Raw genomic sequence first — 20,788 nt, forward strand, 5'->3', positions numbered from 1 at the left:
AATATGGCGCCAGTATTACCAATCCGACATGGAAAAAAGTGTCCCAGATTGCTGTATTAACAATTTAGGCAATCGACGGATTCGCTGTTGACCACTAAAAAGCCCGCTCGGTTACCTTTTGTTTACCTCGCCTCCTTTACTGTCCTTGATAAGAAAAATGAACAACAAGGAAAGAGCATGAAATTATTCGCTTCATTACTCACGACAGTCGGTATTACTGGTCTTGTCTGGGGGGTATTACATATTCAACCTGCGATTGCGGATGCATCGACGGAGCAGCCAATTAATTCGACAGCACAGCCAATTAAAAAGGTATCAACAGCAGAGACGGCAATAACTCAATCAGCAATCGCTCAGTCAGAAGCAACTAAGCCCGTAGCTAAAAAACCACAAGTCACTGCAAACACGACTTACCTGCAAGGTTTGAGCAAGACGATTCCATTAGAGGATGTTCCTGAGTTATGGGTGGACTTCTACCAGAACCTCGAATCCGATGCCGAAGAGATCGCACAACAACAAGTCATCGTGATCTATCAAGAGATCAGCTCTGATTTCAGCGAAGCAACAATCATGATTGGCTTCCCGACTCAGCAATCAAAATCAAATAAAAACAAACCCTTGATTAAACTTCCAAGCAAAGCCAAAGGCACGCTTCTACTAGGTAAAGGCGAACATACTGAACAGGAACTCGCACAAGCTTGGGAAGGTATCGCGATTTTAAAAGAAGTGGATATGGTCATAGAACACCACCAACTGAATCAGCATGGGTTGCCAGATTCTAGCGAATTATACGTCTATTATAAGAACAACCAGTAAAGGATTTAGTTATGGATTTTACTTTGGATAGCATTGGGAGCTTTCTCTCTCAAACATTCACAGAAACAAGCATCATCCTTACCGAGACTTGGGTAGATGACAACTTTCTACTGCTTGCTCTGGCTCTATTTATCTTTGAGCTTATCCGCTATGCCTTTAAGAAAAAGCTCAGCTGGAATATGTTGGGAGACAGCGCGACTAACTTAGTCACTTTGTTCTTCTTGTTGGTTACCCTTTTCTTTGTCGGGTTAGCTTATGTCGGTGCTTTTGTTTACGCCTACGAAAATTTCAGCCTAACTCAGCTACCAATATCCGGTTGGACTATTCTAGGTTGTTTGATCTTGGCCGATCTCGCGTATTACTGGGAGCACCGATTCTTACACAGCAACGGTTTAGCATGGGGAACGCACTCTGTTCACCATAGCTCCCCTTACTTTAATATCTCGGTTGCTTACAGGTTTGGGCCTTTAGATTGGTTCTTCCCATTCTTCTTTCACTTGCCGTTGATTCTGCTCGGTTTCAATCCTTTTGTGGTTCTGATGTGTGAAACCTTTGTTCAACTGTTTCAAACACTGCTCCACACTGAAACCGTTAAACGACTACCTCGCCCTGTTGAAGCGGTATTTAATACGCCTTCACACCACCGAGTGCATCACGCAACCAACAAGCAGTATCTTGATAAGAACTATGCTGGCATCTTCATTATTTGGGACAAGATGTTCGGTACTTTCGCCAAAGAGGAGGAAGAAGTCAGATACGGAGTTTTCCCTAGAATCAACTCTGTGAACCCATTTAAGGTATATTTCCACGGCTACGTTAAACTGTGCCAACAATTATGGCACGCGCCAAATTGGAACTACCGACTACAACTTCTTATTCAACCGCCTATCTGGGCTTGGAAAAGAGAACGAGAAACAAAGTAAGGACACTTATGAGTATTAACGCCCTGTTGATTGAAGACGACAGCGACTTGGCAGAAGCCATTGCAGACTATATGGAACTCGATGGGTTCGAATTCGATTTTGCTTACAATGGCAGCGCGGGTCTAAATCTCGCTTTAGAGGGGCGTTATGACATCATCTTAACGGACATCAACATGCCTAAAATGGATGGGCTTGATGTCTGCCAATCTCTTAGGAAGCAAGGCGTGACCACTCCGATTCTCATGCTAACGGCAAGAGACACGTTAGAAGACAAGATCGCGGGGTTCGAGGTGGGTTCGGATGACTATCTAGTGAAGCCGTTTGCGATGGAAGAACTCAAAGTACGGTTGATGGCACTAGTGCGCCGCGCTCAAGGCTCCGTGACGTCATTGTCTGTGGCAGACCTCAAACTGGACTTGGACAAGCACCAAGCTGTTAGAGACAGCAAGCTATTGAAACTCTCCCCTGTATGTTGGCGAATGCTCGTGATGTTAGTGCGAAACAGCCCTAACGTGGTGAGTAAAGCCAAGCTTGAAGAAGCATGGGAAGATGAAATGCCAAGTTCGGATAGTATGAAGGCGCACTTGTTTAAACTTCGACAAGTGGTTGATGCGCCCTTTGACTCAAAGCTAATTCACACGGTTCATGGTATTGGTGTTGTCTTGCATGAGGAGCCATCATGAAACACGCGGACATGAATCGAGTCAGTATCAAGCGTGATATCTACCTCTACTTATTTGGCATCGTCGTATTACTCACAGCCATCTACAGCTTGATGGTTTCACAGAGCTATCACATTGGCCTTAATGAATCGGCAAAATATGGATTCTTGTATGAGTTGGAAGTGGCAGAGCAGCAATACATCGAAACAGGGCAACTGCCAGACTACCAAAACCCGACATTCCAAGCCTTTCTAAGTTATTCAGATCTCCCCACTAAGTTCCAACAAGCTTTTGATTGGAAAGCATTTGATAACGATGCAATTTATGAACACTACGAGCTTTCGTCGAACAGCGAGTCAGGTCAGTACCTCTACGCAGCCAAGCATTCGATATCAGGTAGCGACGAAGCGCTATACATCATTTCTGAATATGATGAAGCGATTTACTTGAATCTATTCGAGCTGAACCCTCCTGATTCCGTTAACCAAATAAACAATGCTTTTATCGCCATAGGTGCCCTTTTACTCTTGGTATTTTTGATCATTCGCCTACTGATACATCGAGTCACCAAACCGATTATTACGCTATCAAAATGGTCTGAATCTATGGACGTGGACAAGACTGAAAGGCTGACTCAATTTCGCTATAAAGAGATCGATCAGTTAGCTTCGCAACTAGTTAAGAGCGTACAAGGTGAGCGTCAGGCCAATGAGCGTGAGAGCTTTTTCTTAAGAGCTGCGAGTCACGAACTAAGAACACCGATTGCCACTATTTCAGCCAGTGGCGATATGCTGGTTCGGTTATCTGAAACTATCCCTAACAGCGGCCAACGAGCGGTCGCACGAATCCAACGTTCGGCCACCAACATGAAAGCCTTGATAACGACTCTGTTGTGGATGAGTCGTAATAGTGAAATGGAAACCAACTATGAGCAAATCAAGCTGACTCCCCTGCTCAACAACATCATCGAAAGCCAACGTTACCTTCTCAAAAACAAAGAAGTAGAGATCCACACCAAGGTCGACCAAGGCGAACACTCCCTTCCCCGTGAGTTAACTGAGGTTGTGCTCACTAACTTGGTCCGAAATGCATTTCAACATGGTGGTAGCGGAGATATCAGAATCGCACTGACAGAACATCAGTTTGAGGTAACCAATCGTTTGGAAGATGAAAACCTAGCAAACGACTCTGAACAACAAACCTCTTTTGGTATCGGCCTAGAGCTCATTGATCGCGTTTGTCAGAACCAAGGTTGGCAGTTTACTCATCAAATTTACAACAATGAGTTCATCGTCAAAGTCATGCTATAGCGATTATCTAAATGGTTATTGGATGGTGACCAAAAGTTTACCCTTGCTTGGTTATGCTAGTCGCACAATCTAGTTAGGAGTTATTTTATGGGCACTTGGATTTTAGAAACATTGTTGTGGGCTGTAGTAACCGTGGCGGTTTGTGTCGCGATTTGGGGACTGTACTTACCTAATATATTAATCGCATTAGGCGTGTCGGTAGCGGTATCGCTGTTACTGGGCAACAGCTGGAGAAGCTAGTTATTTAAGGAAGAGCATAGTTCAAAACATAAGTGAGTATTGGCACACCCGACAGCAGCGATATTTACTAAGTACGTTGATTAGGCACGTACTGTCGGGCGCGAATTAAATTAGCTACTTAGCGTTTCTTCGAATACACCTAGCTCACGACCAAGCCATGTCGCGCGTACTGTGTGATCCAAAGTTTCTTCACCGCCCGTTACCGGGTGAATCAACACCGACATATCACCGCGCTCTTGATCCAACCACTCAACAATGCCCGACTCTTTATTCGCAAAGTGAATCTCAAACATCGGCATCTTATGTGGGCCAACCAAACGCTGTATTAATGGGAAAGTCTCTAGCACATCTTTGCGTTCCGATAGAATTTTCTGACGCAGTGTTTCTGCCTGCTCTGCAAAGCGCAGAGGGAAATAGATATGACCGTGGTACATGGCACCATCCTTTAGAATTATGATGCGAACAGTTTAACCTGCTTTCTCTAGCAAGGACAGCCAACCAATGGCAGCCGAAGTACTAAACATCATGTAGAAGGCTGATCTAGCTGAAATTTTCTAGAACATTGCAACAAAAACGCCACACGTAATTTAAGTGTGGCGCCTATATTTTAGCTGTAAAATGCCTTAGCAAGAATTAGCGTTAGTAAATTGAATCAACATTCAAAGGGCTGTTCTTTGGTTTCTCTAGTTTTAACTGTTCAACCGCACTAAGACCTTTAGAGCTAATTCCGCCACTATAAGACTTCGAGCCATCAGCATTAGTCATCGAGGTTTCGCCCACGTTCCAAGCAACAAAGAAATCACTTAAGTCATAGTTCGAAACGTAGGAGCTACATACCATCATTAAGTCGCCACCGGTTAACCCAGTATCTTTGGCACTACAATAGTTTTCAACCGCATCACCCTCTGTATCACCTCGAGCTTTACGGTGCATAAGTTTGAACATGTTCCAGCCTTCATCTTCACCATACACATCAGATTGGCTTGCGCCGCGTGTATACCAATCATCAATTGCAAAGTTCGATTTTGCCCAGATTTTTAGCTGACCAAACATAACTAATCGTAAACCTGCATCACCATGTGACCACGCATGTTCATTATTAAGCTCCAACCATTTAGGCGCTTTCTTAATATCCGATTTAATACGATCCATTTCAGGGTTTGCATTGCGACCCTCTAACTCCTGCATATAAAGTGCAAGCAGGTTGTTCGTCACCTCAGTACTGCCCTCTGCTGAGAAAGGTGCAGATGCCAAGTTATGACCAACTTCATGCCACAATAGCCAATCATTCACAGGGTTAGTTGGGATGTATGTGCGGCTTGCATTAAAACTGGAATTCATCACTGGGTAGCCAGAGTGAGCAGCACCAATCGAAATTTGCACGTCATTCACAAAACGATGGCGGAACGCCGCCAGTTCTGGATAAGTGAACCTACGGTGTAAACCATCGTTTTGAATCTCATCACGCCCGTAGAAGTCACTAGCAGCGTCAGCGAATCGATTCATGTCCGAAGCAAACTGTCCTAAATCAGCGGATTCGATGTTCCTAACGGGCGTGGTATAGATAAATGAACCCGTGTCGACTTCCGCAATAGGCGCATCTGCCGATTGAACTGGGTTAATCCACTCTCCCTCTTTCCACCAAGCAGCTTTTAAGGCGCCATCAATGGTGAATGAGACTTGACCAACCTCTTTTACTTTCGGTTGAATGTAGATAAGGCCGCCATATGGCACCTTGAAGGTTAAGTTCGAACCGTCGTAAGCAAAGTTAGTTTGCATACGCGGAGGGCGCTTCAAACTGGTTTCATGATTCGGCTTGCCTGTAAGGTCATCCGCCATCATCACAGTGATCGTTGCAGCGACACCATGACTAATCGTCACATCTTGTAGCTGAGGAGCCCATAAACCTGTCGATTGATTGTTCCCAGCCGAATATGTGACACCCTTGCCATCTGTTTGGATAAGAACCGAACTTGACGAAGATGCACCTGAAGTTCGACCCGGATACATTGTGGTATCAACAACAATTTCATGATCCCAGAATGAGCGCCCCAACATAATGCGAGTCAGAGGTTTCTCCATGTAATTTAATGGATAGCTCGGATTCAACTGTCCCGACAACTCACCTTCGCCATATATCATCCCATTAGCAACTAACGACGCTTTTAGGTCAACAGGACACTGTGCTTCTACTGTATCTGTTTGATGTAAGTCTTCGGTATAACAGTTAAGGAGCTGAACAGCTTGCTTGAACCCCAACTCATCTTGTATGTCTGTTTCAAATCGGTATGCATTGTCATTCCACATCCAAACAGACAGGTTATCAAACGCTTGATTCAATTCGCTGTTAGACAGACGCTTGCCTTGAGTGCCCTTCGTGCGATAGTAGATTTCATGCTCATAAAGCGCCGTAAAGTTGGTTCCCAAGTTCGCTGCTTTCACCATACTGTCGACAACGGTTTTACTCACTTCATAGCGTTCAAAGTCTGCACGATGATAAGCGCCACGAACAGTGATGCCGTCTCCAGAACGAGTCTCTATACAGTTAAATTCGTATTCATACTCGTTCTTGCAAAGCTCAGTGCCAACGAATGCCGACTGCAGTTCTTTGATCGCCGCTTCACGCTCTTCTGCCGATTCAACAAAGATACGTGCGGATTTGGTCTCAATGACTGGTACGCCAGACTCATCAAGCACTGGGTTACCTTCAGCGTCTAGCTTGGTAACTTCATAAGTCGGGATTTCAAACTTGATTTTGGATTCATCTTTGATCCACTCAACCGTACCATCTTGATTTACCGTGAATGGAGGCTCTCCTTGGTTATCTTGAAAGCGCTCAAGAACCACCATTTCCTTTTGGCTCTTCACGTGAAGATTTGGATACGGTGCTTGGCAGTAATAAGAACTCCCACAGAAAGCTTGATTCGTTGGCGTAACGTTCTCACCACCTAATGAAACACCAGCGGCATCCGCTAAGCGTCCAATAGGTTCAGGGTTAATCGTTTGAATCGCATCCATAAATAAGATATTGCCACCGTCATTAACATAGTTAATAAGAGCCGTAATATCGTCTTGGCTTAAGTTCGGGTTATCCAAGTCAGAAACAAACTGGTTAGTCATGCCATCTTGAACCAACTTAGGTGGATATGCTTGAAGGATCAAAATCGGCGTAGTACTCGCATCCAAGCCATCAAAGTCACCTGAACCACGCTTTTCTACTGATGCAAAACCATACTGAGGACTAACAAAAAACGTGTACTGCTTACCCATTGTGGAGTGATGATAAGCCGAATAAGCTTGGTCAATATTGGTGACTGCATTCATCCCAGCAATAGGCAAACCATTATTGAACCACTCAAACAAGTTCGAGAAAAACAACCTCATGCTGCCTTGGTCATCATGCAGTAGGTTTTCGAACGTCGAAACAGTGCACTGTTGTTTGTTGCTATCGATATGTAATGTGCGATTGGCCCAATAGTTTTCCGGGCATGACAGAATACTTGGATATAAACCATTGCCCATAAACACAACCTTACCTTTGCCTATCTCGCCTGCTGTAACGAATGGAAAACCATAAGTCGCGTTGTCGCCAGAGACTAAAGGAACCGGAGGCATTGAGATACTTGGGTGTTGTGCGATGTAAGGCTTGCCTTCACGAGTCCAAGCCTGTTTCTCACCAAAATAAAGCTTATGGTTTTTATCAGTTCTTGGCACCATCACAGGGAATGCTCTGTTCGATATGTTAAGAGCTCGCATACCACGGGTATACCCCGTCGCACCGTAAAAACTACCATTGTCATTGAAAACATGGAATGTGGTGACGTTGTGGAAGATTTGCTGCAGAGACTCCGTAACATACTGACCAGAATCCATAGATAAAACGGCAGGTTGGCGAACATAATCCATAAACTGAGGCGTTTGGCGCAGCTGTTCATCGATTACTGCCGTTAACCCTTGGCTAAACTGTCCAACAAACTCATTAGGAAGTTCGAAGTCTGTACCCTCTATAAGCCCCCCATTTGGCAAGTTTAGGTTTATCAGTTCATTTATAACGTTAGGGTACTTTGAAAAGGTATCTTGAACTTCTTCAGACATCTCATAATGACTTACATGATCAACCGCGTAGCGCTCTAGTAACGACTGGATATTCGCTTTCTCAACCAAATTATTGGTCACGTCAGACAATTTATAAGTAATCTGATTACCCGTAATGGAGCCAAACTCAAACGTATCAATACCAAAAACGATTCTGTCGCCCCACAGGTACTCAAAGATTCCCTCTTCATCCGTCACTCCCGTCGCGTTAGCCGAAAAGAAACTGATCCCAGAAATCGCTGTACCATTAGCGTCTGTAAGCTTACTGCGAGTTAACACCTTACCTTCGACACTTGGCTTATAAGCATAAGTAGACTCTGCGTCTGCAGAAACAAAACCAGCGTTAAGGTTATTGTCCGCATTAGGGTCAACCGCAGGAACAACTGTTGTGTCTACGTGTGAACTAGGAGCCTTACCTACTTCATCTGTAGACTCTTCTTCTTTCGATGAAAAGTACGCATCGACAGCATCTTGATCATCAAGTTGCGAGAACACATCCTCAATATCAAAAGCATCCAGCTCTTTTAAACAGATAGCACTTTCTGTCTCACAAACATCAATTGATTCGAGTACCTTAGTAACGTTGTCTCCATGTAATTCTGTCAACTCAAATGCCGCATGAAGCGTGTCATTTGAAATCGTGCTTTCTGTAACTTCAGGGAAAGGAGCAGTGAAATCACCTAAAGTAAGGTGACCCAAGGTACAACTAAAACTCACGCCTTGTTTAACACTGAACGTTCCGTTTTCAAGATGAATGCCGTCACAGTACACATCTCCAGACACAAACGCCCCGCTCGACAACAGTGAACCGATGTAAGTTATTGGGGGGATAATATCTGTTGGTGGAATAATGTCTGTCGGCGGAAGAATATCCGTTGGTGGAATAATGTCTGTCGGCGGAAGAATATCCGTTGGTGGAATAATGTCTGTTGGAGGAACCGTATCAGGACCATCACTATAGCTTAGTGAGTCGTGATTACACCCGGAAAGAGCCGCGGATATGATAGCCAACGCAATTAAGTTTTTTTTCATTGAGCGAAGTTAGTCGTAATTTTAAGTGGACCGTTATCTTATAGATTTACTCCATCTCGATGACTATTGTTTTTTGTCTTAACCACAAAGAGAATTTCTCATAAGCAATTGAATAGGATAAACAAAATGATAATTGAGACTCTCATTCCAATTGCAAAACCTCTCCCTACCTTAAAACGGAAAAACGCCATATCTCGATTGAGATATGGCGTTTCAATTAGCCATTAACATTAAGACCGATAGGGTATACCTACCCAAAAACACGTTCAAAAAAAACTAAGGCTTAAGCTTTAAAACTCGGTCAATGTCTTCTGCAGAATGGCGCTCTGGTACTTGCTCCCACTCTTCGCCAAATGAACGGTTAACCACTCGACCGCGTTGGAATCCTTCGCGCGCTTCTAGTTGCTTCGCCCAGCGTACTACGTTGGCGTAAGACTCAACTTGAAGGAATTCAGCGGCATCATATGTTTTACCTAGTACAAGGTTGCCATACCAAGGCCAAATCGCGATATCTGCGACACTAAGCTCTTCGCCTGCCACATACGTGTTATTCGCTAACTGTTTGTCTAATACATCTAGTTGACGCTTCACTTCCATCGCAAAACGGTTAATTGGGTATTCTTGCTTTTCATCGGCGTAAGCGTAGAAGTGACCAAAGCCACCACCTAGGAATGGTGCAGAGCCTTGCGCCCAGAACAACCAATTTAATGTTTGAGTGCGAGCAGCGCCCTCTTTCGGTAAAAAGTGACCAAACTTTTCGGCCAAGTGCATCAAGATGGATGCCGATTCAAAGACATTCACATCTTCGTCACCAGATTTATCAACAAGTGCTGGTATTTTCGAATTCGGGTTTACACCAACAAAGCCAGAAGAGAACTGTTCAGCCTCACCGATGTTGATCAAGTACGCATCATATTCAGCTTCTTTAACACCCGCCGCTAACAACTCTTCTAGCAAGATAGTGACTTTTTGACCGTTAGGTGTGCCAAGGGAATACAATTGAAAAGCATGATCACCAACAGGAAGCTCTTTATCAAAGCGAGCGCCAGATTCAGGACTATTGATATTTGCCCACTTGTTACCACCATCAGCATCGTTAACCCAAACTTTTGGCGGTGTGTATTGTTCTGACATGATATTTCCTTATTAATATAGGGTAGCTTTAACTGATATTAGGTCACCCACCCTTGGTTAAAACCCCTAAATACAATTTCTTTTCAAACTGTTAAGCATGGCTTATTCCAGAAAGACATAACCTGCTTTATGAGATAGTACACGTAAAAGATAAGTGCCCAATCAAATCTAAGCCCCATATCGGTTAGTACGACACGTGATTTAGTCACGACATTCCTACAGCTTCCAGAAAGCTGTGATAAAATCGGAAGATTACAATTGATAAGGATTTGGCAATGTCTTCAGATTACACAGGCTCGAGTGCAGCGTACGCTCGCCAAGAGAAAGGCTACCGCGAAAAAGCACTGAAACTGTACCCTTGGGTTTGTGGTAAATGTGCACGTGAATTTGTTTACTCAAACTTGAGAGAGCTTACCGTTCACCACGTGGATCACGACCATACAAACAACCCTGAAGATGGCAGCAACTGGGAACTACTGTGCTTGTACTGTCACGATCATGAGCACTCAAAATACACGGATCATGACCGTTACGGTGTTGATGCAAAAGCCCGTTTAGACGACCATCAATCAGCAACGCACAATCCCTTTGCCGATCTAGCGAAGTTGATGAAGAAGTAACACGCGTTAAGACCTGTATTTGCTAGATGATAGCGGCTAGATACTAGATAAATAACAAGAAACCCCAGTATGTCACCATACTGGGGTTTCTTTTATCTGCCTTATAGCTAGAGTTCACTCAAGTTAAGGCCAGATCAAAAAGAGCCTTCCGAAGAAAGCTCTTTTTAGAATTCTGTATTAGTTCTGCAATTAAGCTGCTGCTTGCTTGCGAGAGTCTTCTACCTGCTTAGCGCGCTTTTTTAGCGTCAACTTATCGCGGTATGCAAACCAAACGTAAGACACAACCACTAAGAAGAACAGGTATGACAATGAGAAAATGAACGGCGATTGAATGATATCGTTCGAGATACCCCAAGAAACACCGACAACTGTCACTGCAATTTTCGCGAAAAAGCCACACATCAATAACATTAGAGCTAACTGTGGGAAACGCGTGCTACGGAAAGCTAACCAATAGCAACTACCCACTGCCAATGCAGCAATATAGAAGCCAAACAAGAAAGAGTGGATATGGTCAGCTGCCGCTACACCACCAGAAATTGACATCAATAGAATTAAAAACAGTTTCATAATACTCGCCTCGCCATAAGTTGGAAACGCATCCTTTCAAATTTGGAATCTCAGTTTGCGTACTATTTTCCCACTTTTTTTCAACAACACAACCCCTCCAATCGAACAAAATGTAAGCAAAGGTACCGCCAAAAACCACCCGTAACAACTGGTTAACATTTTGTTTTTAATAAAACTCCGTTACTCCTTGTCTCATATGGACAAAGCTCCACTTCGATTTATTTTGTTACACAAAATTAACCTTAGAAAATAATTAAAATAATTCGTAACTCTGTGATATCCGCACGGAATACGTGGCAATTCAGAAATACTTATCGAAGAACACCTTAAAAAATAGGCGCGCCACGTTAAAAAGAACAAAACAGAAAGGTATTAAATACAATTGCAAAACCAATAAAAAACAACTTATTAACAAATTTGAGTTTATTTACCAAAAATGGAAAAAGAGATTCCAATCACATTTTTATTGGTTATAATCCGCGCTCTTTTGCGCTGTCTGTTGATAAACGCAAACTAATTTTGAAGAAACAATCACAATAACCCGTCTTTAGTTAAGTGGCTCACCACTAACCAACGACAAAACTGAGAATAAAAATGAGCAAGATTGATAAAGCATCACGTATCCTGCTAGCAGGCTTCTGTATCAACCTTTGTCTTGGCATCCTGTATGCTTGGAGTGTATTTAACAAGGCGCTAGTCACCGAAGCTGGTTGGAGTGCTGCTGAAGCATCTGCACCTTACGCTATTGCAACTATCACATTCTCTGTTTGTCTTCTTGTTGCAGGCATCCTACAAGACCGTATGGGTCCACGTAAGATCCTTATCTTAGGTACAGCGCTTACTGGCCTCGGTATGATTGCTTCTGGTTTCGCTACGACTCCGATGATGTTAAATCTAACGTTTGGTGTGATGACAGGTGCTGGTATCGGCTTTGGTTACGCATGTCTTTCGCCATCAGCAATGAAATGGTTCCATTCTTCTAAGAAAGGTATGGTTAACGGTCTAATCGCTGCAGGTTTTGGTCTTGCTGCTATTTACCTAGCACCACTCACTTCTGCGCTAATCGACAGCATGGGTATCCAAACAAGCTTTATGATTCTTGGTGCCGGCGTACTTGCGATTGCAGTACCTCTAGCAGCAACAATCAACAACCCACCAGCGGATTACACGCCAGCTGAGCCTAAAGTAAAAGCAGGCCAAGCACCCAAAGCAGTTAAGAAGACTGAAGACCTAACGTGGAAAGTAATGCTGAAGACTCCTCAGTTCTACTCTCTATGGATCATGTACGCATTTGCTGCTTCTGTTGGTCTTATGATCATCGGTAACATCACTACGATTGCTAGCGTTCAAGCGAACCTACCAAACGCAGTTTACCTAGCGTCTATCCTTGCTGTGTTCAACTCAGGCGGCCGTGTTGCTGCGGGTATGCTTGCAGATAAAATCGGTGGCGTACGTACTCTACTTCTAGCGTTCATCCTTCAAGGCGCGAACATGGCTCTATTCGCTACGTTCAACTCTGAATTCACGCTAATCATTGGTACGGCTATCGCAGCTGTTGGTTACGGTACGCTTCTAGCAGTATTCCCAACATTGACTGCTGAGTTCTACGGCCTGAAAAACTACGGTACTAACTACGGCGTGCTTTACACGGCATGGGGTATCGGCGGCGCTATCGGTGCAGCGGTTGTTGGTTACTCAATGACAAACGGCGAAGGTTACGGCCTAGCTTACACAATCTCTGCAGCTATGATGGCAATGTGTATTGTTCTTGCAATCGTCACCAAGCCAATCTCTGAAGCTAAAGTTTCTGAACTAAAAGCATCTCAAGCTTAATCATCAGAAAAGATTGAATTTGTTACTGAAGAGCTTAACCTTAGGGTTAGGCTCTTTTTGTATCAAGCGACGAACCCATTGACGATAGAAACCACTCTTCAGCTCTCCTCTACTTATTATCTCGATAACTTCAATCGGTTGGTTGAACACGCTCAAACGCTTTATATCGATCTTCTAAGTGACGATGAATGTCGTTGGTTGTCCGCATACAAACGTCTTTCCGTTTCAAGCCAATGCTTAATGGTTCGTTTGCTTTCTCGTAAAGGCCGTTGGTTTCGCAGCGATAAACTCAACTATGTTGAGATCCATGATTTAAATAGCGCATTACAAGAACTAAGCACCGCAGGCTTTATTGCGTTAAGTCATCCCGCCGAACAACATGACCTTGTCATTAGCAATGTCGAACTCGGATTGCACTTGCTCACAAAACCAGAGCTGTTGAGCGCATTTCCATCTCTTAAAAACAATAAGACAGCGAAGAAAGACGAACTCTTGGCGTTACTTGATCACCAACCTTTTGATCAGTTCCAAAACTTGTCGTTCGATTGTATTTACGTTGTCGAATCTCAAGTTATTGATGTTTTGCTCTTACTCTTCTTTGCTAACACCTATCAAGACTTAAGCCAGTTCGTCTTAAGCGATCTTGGGCTCAATACCTTCGAGAACTACCCATTAAGCAAGCAACGCCGCTTCTTCACTTCTAGAGATCAACTCAATCAATTGCTCCAGATGCGCGATGTTCAACGCTTGTATTCAGAAGGTGACCGCAAAGACAGTGAGTTTCTTGAGCAGCTTTTACAGTCGATACCTGCGGAATCAGAACACAGAAGCATTGCCAGAAAACGATCGCGTTTGATCAATGATATTGCTCGCGATCTTGAAAGGCTTAACCTAAACGACCAAGCTGTCTTTTGGTTCAGGCAATCTACACTTCCTCCTAGCAGAGAGCGACTTGCTCGCATCTACGACAAACAAGGTGAGCTAAACTTAATGTGTGACATTGTCACGCAAATGAAAGCTACTCCATCGGATGTGTCAGAGTTGGAAGTCGCGGCTAAGCTTGAGCAAAGGTTATTACGCAAGCAAATATTATCTACAAAGAAGGGGCACAAAGTTCCGCGCGCTTCAAAACCAAATTGCGAACAGATAAAACTGGAATTAGACCTCAGCCAAACGCGAGTCGAGCTTGCGGTAAAGCAGCATTTTGAGGACCAAGGCTGGGATGTCTACTTTTCTGAGAACAGTTTTCTATGTGGCTTGTTCGGCTTGGCCTTTTGGGAGGTCATTTTTGCAGATGTTGAAGGCGCCTTTATCAATCGATACCAACATCGACCTCTGGATCTGTACCATTCCGATTTCGTAGACAAACGAGCCGAACAGGTCGAAGCGGTGTTTCAGACTATATTCAAGCATGGGCTGAACCACTTACTCAATATTTATGACCAGAAGCGCGGCATCGCCAATCCATTTGTTCATTGGAACTACTTCCCCAGATCACTCGTCGAGCACAGTATGGAGGCTATTCCCAACGCCTTGATTGTTGATCTTTTCAAAGTGATATTGAGTGATTTAAAGCTATTTAGAACTGGGATGCCGGATTTGATTGCATTCAAGAACAAAGAGTTTCATTGGATTGAAGTCAAAGGCCCTGGCGATAAACTGCAAGACAACCAATGGCGCTGGATCAAAGAGTTTGAGCGATTGTCTGTCCCTTTCTCTGTTTGTTACGTCAATAAGTAAACCTTAAGTCGACACTCCAAATTCCAACCTCGGGTGAGTGACTCACCTCGATAAGTTGCCCAGTCCCATCAAGATCTTATCTATAAGATTGTTAGAACATGAGCATTTTCAATCATTCTCGATATAATTAGAGAAAATGCTTAATATATAAATACGTATGAATTTGAAAAAACTCTTCATTTTAGCTTTTGTTAGCGTCTTCTCAGGTTGTGCCGTCTACGCGGGTTTAAACTTCGACGAGCTGTTTGGTAAACAACAAGTTCGCGATCGCCAAGCGCCTATTCTGTCCGCTCAAGCACAGCACTTCATTGATGAAGTGAAGCCCATCATTGATAACCGATGTGTGGTTTGTCACGCTTGCTATGACGCACCTTGCCAGCTCAAAATGTCTTCGGTAGAAGGTATCGACCGAGGTGCGAGCAAGGCACTTGTTTATCAAGGCACCCGTTTAACCGCCTCAGCCCCTACTCGCTTGTTTGAAGATGCTTTAACCACACAAGAGTGGCGCGATGCGGATTTTCATCCAGTTATCAACGAACGTATGCAGAACTCAACGGCTAACCTAGATGCTGGTCTTGTTTCTCGAATGTTGATCCAGAAAGAGAACCACCCACTTCCAGATCAAACCCAGCTTGAAGGTTTCGACTTTTCAACCGATCGCAACCAACAGTGCCCAACGATTGAAGAGTACGCTCAATACGAGAGAGATTACCCAACTTGGGGCATGCCTTATGGGATGCCGAATTTAGATAAAACCGAATACGCGATTTTAATGAGTTGGTTAGAAAATGGCGCGTTAATGAACGACCACATTCCACTGAATGATGCGGAACAAGAGCTCGTTAATGTCTACGAAAGCTTTCTCAATAAGAGTGACAATAAAAGCCAGCTTTCAGCGCGTTACATCTATGAGCACCTGTTTCTATCGCATGTCTACTTCTCTGATTTAGCTCAACCAACACGTTTTTTCACTGTTGTTCGCTCTGCAACACCACCAGGTGAAGCGGTACAGCGCATCACGACTCGCCGCCCTTACGACGATCCAAAAGTAGACCGTGTTTACTATCGTCTGATTCCAGAGCAAGGCACCATCGTCGATAAAACGCACATGCCTTTCGCACTTAATAAAGAGCGTCTACAAAAGTGGAATACCTGGTTTGTCGACGTCAATTACGCAGTAAAACAACTTCCTAGTTACGACATCGATGTTTCTGCTAACCCAATGACATCATTTGAAGCGCTGCCAGTAAACTCGCGCTTCAACTTCATGTTAGATAACGCGCAAAACACCATCATGGCCTATATCAAAGGTCCGGTGTGTCGTGGTCAACTTGCCTTGAACGTCATTAACGACCGTTTTTGGGTTTTCTTCATCGACCCAGAGAAAGCCGATGTTCCGGAAATTAACGCCTTCTATGCGAGCCAAAAGAAAAACTTAAAGCTGCCTAGCGAGCTGAAAAGTAACACCGTACCTGTGACCAACTGGGTAAGATACGCGAAGCAACAAGCGCGATACCTAAACGCGAAATCAGACTTCACCAACCAATGGTTCGAGAGTGGCGTAAACCTAGACACTAGCATCATTTGGGATGGCGACGGCATCAACCCAAATGCTGCTCTCACCGTCTTTAGGCACTTCGATAGCGCCTCTGTTGTACAAGGGTTAGTTGGCACTCAACCTAAGACTGCATGGATTCTTGATTATGCTCTTCTAGAGCGTATTCACTATCTTCTCGTTGCAGGCTTCGATGTTTACGGTAACTTTGGCCACCAACTGATTACACGCATGTTCATGGACTTCTTGCGCCTTGAAGGTGAGAGTAACTTCTTAACCCTTCTTCCTAAAGACGTTCGCCACATTGAACACTCTAGTTGGTACCAGAACCAAAGCACACAACTGAGTGACTACTTGCAGCGAAACATTGCACCTTTTGATCAGCCGACCAGCGTGGTTTACAAAACGGCCGATCCGAAGCGTGAACTGCTTAACATGATCAAAGATAAGCTCGCACCTGTTCTCGATAATCGCTTTAAGATTGTTGAAACAGGTTTTGGTAGAAAGAATGAAGCACTGCTTAATCAAGTGAATTTGATTAAGGGAGAAGGCCTGCGTCATGTGCCTCAATTAGTGATGATCATGATTGAAGGCAAAAACGGCGAAGAACAGCTGTTCACCATGATTCACAATAATGCGCACAGCAACATTTCAAGCTTGTTTAATGAAGAAGGTAACCGAGATTACGCCAATGATGACCTAACCCTCGTACGAGGCGTTGTCGGTAGCTACCCTGCCGCTTACCTGTCTTTAACCGAGAGCGAGATACCGACTCTGGTGAAAATGCTGCAAAATTTAAACACAGAAGAAGATTACGTGGCGCTGCTGGATAAGTTTGCGATACGACGCAGTTCTAACGAGTTCTGGCCGTTCAGTGATCGCGTACATCGTTGGTATCAACAAGACCAACCGATTGAGTTCGGCTTGTTGGATTACAACCGCTTTGAAAATAGGTAGTAAGCGATAAACATTAGTTCGAGCTCTTAAGACTAGGTTCTAACTCTTAAGACGTGGTTCTAGCTCCTAAGACTTAGCTATACAGCCTTAAACCTCGGATATAAACCTTGAGCCTTGGTTAGCTTGAATGGTTAGCCTTTCATAAAGAACGCTGACTTGCGCGGTATAAAAAATCCTCTGACGAATATTCGTTCAGAGGATTTTTTTGACTTGTTGATCCGATCAAGTTTAAAACAAGATCACGTCATTAAGCGGAAACATAAGTTAGTAGCGCCTCTAACGAGTCTTTAACCAATTCAGATAAAGCGTGATCGTTATCTCGATACTGCAATAATGGTTCTTCGCTTGCTTCGATGCTCTGACACAAATTGTACAGTGCTAATAAACCCAAGCTGCCCGCCGATCCTTTGAGCTTGTGCGCCAAAGACTTAACTTCTCGTCCGTTATCGGCTTGGCTTGCCTCGACTAATTCATTCAAGGTAAGGTTACTGCTCTCCTCGAACAGCACAACGATCTGTTTCATTTTATCCAAGCCAAGGATCGACAAGTCACCCTCTATCACTTTGGAATCAATCAATTTCACTGGAACGTCTCCTTCATCTTGGGGATCAGTTGTCGTTGTGTACTTAGCTAAAACATTAACCACCTGTGTCGAGTACAATTCATCACTGTTACCCTTCACAGTACGGTTACCATTTTGCTTACAAACAGCATCATTTGGGTCGGGCTGTGGCAACAATAGTGTTTTACCATCGAGTTGAGCAACAATGAGCTGAGAAAGTGCCTCTTTTTCTAGCGGCTTAGGCAAGAAACCATCAAAGCCAGACGACAAGTAGCTTTCCACTTCTTCGTTAAACACGTGAGCCGATACTGCGATCATTGGTGGTACTTTGCGTGTTACGTTTTCTTCATGCTCATGCTGAAGCGCATCGTCTTTGAGCTGTTGAATTAACTCGACGCCATCGCAATCTGGTAAGTTGATATCCACCAGCGCAATATCAAACTCTTGCTCACTGAATATGGCTCTCGCTTCTTGTCCCGTTGTCGCTATCACAACATCGTGGCCCAGGTTATTCAAAAAGCCCTCGGCAACAATACAGTTCACAGGGTTGTCTTCAATCAGAAGTACCTTCGCTCGGATACAAGCTTCAATGACCGTTGCTTTCGTTTCAATTTTCTCACCTACTTCAAGTGGCAATGAGAACCAAAACTGACTGCCCTCGCCTTCTTCCGAATGAACGCCAATATCCCCATTCATTGCCAACATGATACTTTTACTGATCGCCAATCCAAGCCCTGTGCCACCGGTTTTGTTGCGGCCGCTATCGGTTTGGGTAAAGGCATCAAACAAACACGCCTGTTCACTTGCATCAATACCGACACCGGTATCTGACACTTCAAACATCACTCGATTTTCATCTTCGATATCTAAGCTGATAAAGATATCGACCGAGCCACTTTCAGTAAACTTAATCGCGTTACCGACCAAGTTATTCAATATTTGGCTGATTCGAGTGACATCACCACGCCAATAGCGTTGAACATCACTTTCGATATAAAAATCAAAGTTAAGCTTCTTCTCAGCAGCACGCCCTTCCATTAACTGATAAGTATCTTGAACCATCTGGTAAAGGTCGAAAGAAGCCGCGCGTATTTCTAGATGTCCCGCTTCTATCTTCGAATAGTCCAGTACGTCATTCAAAATCGCGAGTAGATTCTTACCACTGCGGTTAATAATGTCCGCATAGCCTGATTGCAGCGGGTCTAAGCCGGTATCTTTAAGCAATCGAGCCGTACCTAACACGCCATTCATAGGCGTTCGTATTTCATGGCTCATCGTCGCTAAGAAAGCAGACTTGGCACGGCTTGCTTGTTCTGCCGCATTGCGAGCTTTAGCGTGGTTACCTACCTCGACATTCAACTTCTCATTGGTCTTTTGCAGTTGATAGGTTCGGTCTGTGACCAACTCTTCTAAGTGCTCTTTGTGCTCTTCGAGCTCACGTTTTGCCTTAGCTTCGCCAACCGCGACCACTTGTAGTGCTTGCGCGGTGTTTCTGGCGGTAATGATTGCCTCGCCCATATGAGCCAACTCATCATTACCCTTAACCGAGATATCAATATTCAGGCGACCTTGTGCGATAGACATCAAGGCCGATGAGTATTCAGTAAGGCGTTTAACAACCGAGATATAAACCACTCGCCAAACGATAAATGCGACGATAACCAAACCAATAACCGAAATCACAGACAGCGACCATTGAGCCAGATTCAGCGTGCTCGTCAGCTCATCAACCGCTTTTTTTGTGCTTCGGTTTGAATCATCAACCAGTTGGTTAACCGTTGTATTCAGCTGAGAGAACAGCTCCAATGTATTTTGCATCAGAAACTCTGACTTTTTGGTGTTCTCATATTGTTCTAGCGAGATATCGAACACGACCTGGCGTTTTCTCAACTCTTCAAGCAACTGAGACATCTGCGCTGAACGAGTCGGATCTTCGACCGCTTTAACGCGGCGCGCCATGATTCTTAGGTTAGATTCGAATTCAGACTGGATTTGATGAATACGTTCAACGTTGGTGACGGTTTGCGTTTCTTCAATTTGATTGAGCATCTTGAACGCCAACAAATGCAATTCGTGCAGACGCTCAGACAAATCAAGATCAACTTCAACAAGTGCGTCTAAGGCTTGGTAGGCTCTATCGGTTTCTTTAGTTTCTAGCAGGTCGTAGATGTGCGTTACGTTGGCAACCGCAATGGTGGCAGTATTCAGTACTTGAGTTCGCGTGAGCTGCTCTAACTCTTCGGCAAGTAGACGCATCTCTTCAACACGAGACGTCAATTCCTTGCTTAACCAAAGCTTACGTTCAACCGAGACACCCAGTTCAGCCAGTGTGTTAATAACGCTTTGAACATTGTTTTCTAGTTTATTGAGAAGTTGCGAATCAAAACTGTCGACACCAAGCTCTTTGATATGTTGAAGAAGTGCTTCAAGCTGGCCAAACAACACAGTGCCAGCCTCTTTTCGTTCGGCCTCGTTTCTCGCATTAGAAAGCGTTTGTACCGACGAAATAATACGGTTACTCAACTCAGAAACTTGACGAGCTTCGATCATGGCAGGAAGCGCTGAATCGACGACGTTTCTTTCCGTTTTTGCTACAAAGCTAAAACCAGAAACACCGATCAATGCAGACAATAGAACCAACAGTGCCATCACTAAGAATGAGGCCAGTAGCTTGCGTCCAATACTCGCTGAGGCTAACAACATAAACTTTAAACCTTAAAACGTTCTTCTTTACCCATG

General features: G+C 44.1%; 14 protein-coding genes. 9 read left to right on the top strand and 5 right to left on the bottom strand.

The genetic code is table 11. The features are described 5' to 3' along the window. Window positions 1–177: 177 nt before the first annotated feature. The 5 genes from AACU28_RS06360 (at window position 178) to AACU28_RS06380 (ending at window position 3,951) form a co-directional block, all read left to right on the top strand. On the top strand, window positions 178–816 hold the full coding sequence (locus AACU28_RS06360; protein WP_121602599.1) for a hypothetical protein: 639 nt from the start codon (window positions 178–180) through the stop codon (window positions 814–816). Between the two features lie 11 nt (window positions 817–827). Then, the gene (locus AACU28_RS06365) at window positions 828–1,739 is read left to right on the top strand and encodes a sterol desaturase family protein (protein ID WP_076646056.1); all 912 of its coding nucleotides are present in this window, start codon (window positions 828–830) and stop codon (window positions 1,737–1,739) included. A gap of 8 nt (window positions 1,740–1,747) precedes the next feature. Further along, window positions 1,748–2,422: a response regulator transcription factor gene (locus tag AACU28_RS06370; protein ID WP_017092787.1), complete on the top strand. Its 675-nt coding sequence runs from the start codon at window positions 1,748–1,750 to the stop codon at window positions 2,420–2,422. Continuing rightward, the gene (locus AACU28_RS06375) at window positions 2,419–3,711 is read left to right on the top strand and encodes a sensor histidine kinase (RefSeq protein WP_121602600.1); all 1,293 of its coding nucleotides are present in this window, start codon (window positions 2,419–2,421) and stop codon (window positions 3,709–3,711) included. The genes AACU28_RS06370 and AACU28_RS06375 overlap by 4 nt, the downstream gene beginning before the upstream one ends. A gap of 87 nt (window positions 3,712–3,798) precedes the next feature. After that, on the top strand, window positions 3,799–3,951 hold the full coding sequence (locus tag AACU28_RS06380; RefSeq protein WP_009844874.1) for a hypothetical protein: 153 nt from the start codon (window positions 3,799–3,801) through the stop codon (window positions 3,949–3,951). Between the two features lie 110 nt (window positions 3,952–4,061). Here the strand turns inward: AACU28_RS06380 and AACU28_RS06385 are convergent, their stop codons facing one another. The 3 genes from AACU28_RS06385 to yghU form a co-directional block, all read right to left on the bottom strand. Then, the gene (locus AACU28_RS06385; RefSeq protein WP_121602601.1) at window positions 4,062–4,385 is read right to left on the bottom strand and encodes a DOPA 4,5-dioxygenase family protein; all 324 of its coding nucleotides are present in this window, start codon (window positions 4,383–4,385) and stop codon (window positions 4,062–4,064) included. 205 nt (window positions 4,386–4,590) lie between these two features. After that, on the bottom strand, window positions 4,591–9,078 hold the full coding sequence (locus tag AACU28_RS06390) for an SslE/AcfD family lipoprotein zinc metalloprotease (protein ID WP_121602602.1): 4,488 nt from the start codon (window positions 9,076–9,078) through the stop codon (window positions 4,591–4,593). A 276-nt stretch (window positions 9,079–9,354) separates the two neighbouring features. Beyond that, the gene (gene yghU, locus AACU28_RS06395; protein WP_121602603.1) at window positions 9,355–10,212 is read right to left on the bottom strand and encodes a glutathione-dependent disulfide-bond oxidoreductase; all 858 of its coding nucleotides are present in this window, start codon (window positions 10,210–10,212) and stop codon (window positions 9,355–9,357) included. Between the two features lie 275 nt (window positions 10,213–10,487). Here yghU and AACU28_RS06400 point away from each other — a divergent pair, with 275 nt between their 5' ends. Then, complete coding sequence (locus AACU28_RS06400) at window positions 10,488–10,832, top strand: YajD family HNH nuclease (RefSeq protein WP_004730279.1); 345 nt, start codon at window positions 10,488–10,490, stop codon at window positions 10,830–10,832. Between the two features lie 189 nt (window positions 10,833–11,021). Here AACU28_RS06400 and AACU28_RS06405 read toward each other — a convergent pair whose 3' ends face one another. After that, on the bottom strand, window positions 11,022–11,402 hold the full coding sequence (locus AACU28_RS06405; RefSeq protein WP_004730275.1) for a hypothetical protein: 381 nt from the start codon (window positions 11,400–11,402) through the stop codon (window positions 11,022–11,024). Between the two features lie 594 nt (window positions 11,403–11,996). Between AACU28_RS06405 and AACU28_RS06410 the strand changes: the two genes are divergently transcribed. The 3 genes from AACU28_RS06410 (at window position 11,997) to AACU28_RS06420 (ending at window position 17,487) form a co-directional block, all read left to right on the top strand. Then, entirely contained in the window at window positions 11,997–13,235 is a 1,239-nt protein-coding gene (locus AACU28_RS06410; protein ID WP_121602604.1) for an L-lactate MFS transporter, read from the top strand. A 57-nt stretch (window positions 13,236–13,292) separates the two neighbouring features. After that, window positions 13,293–14,975: a VRR-NUC domain-containing protein gene (locus AACU28_RS06415; RefSeq protein WP_121602605.1), complete on the top strand. Its 1,683-nt coding sequence runs from the start codon at window positions 13,293–13,295 to the stop codon at window positions 14,973–14,975. Between the two features lie 157 nt (window positions 14,976–15,132). Further along, window positions 15,133–17,487, top strand: coding sequence for a fatty acid cis/trans isomerase (locus AACU28_RS06420; protein WP_121602606.1), 2,355 nt, complete (start codon window positions 15,133–15,135; stop codon window positions 17,485–17,487). Window positions 17,488–17,734: 247 nt separating this feature from the next. On the opposite strand, the gene torS is transcribed toward AACU28_RS06420, so the two are convergent. Further along, window positions 17,735–20,752: a TMAO reductase system sensor histidine kinase/response regulator TorS gene (torS, locus tag AACU28_RS06425; RefSeq protein ID WP_121602607.1), complete on the bottom strand. Its 3,018-nt coding sequence runs from the start codon at window positions 20,750–20,752 to the stop codon at window positions 17,735–17,737. Window positions 20,753–20,788: the final 36 nt, after the last annotated feature.

The sequence above is a fragment of the Vibrio sp. SBT000027 genome (assembly GCF_963894355.1).
In the GTDB taxonomy this organism is placed as follows: Bacteria; Pseudomonadota; Gammaproteobacteria; order Enterobacterales; family Vibrionaceae; genus Vibrio; species Vibrio splendidus.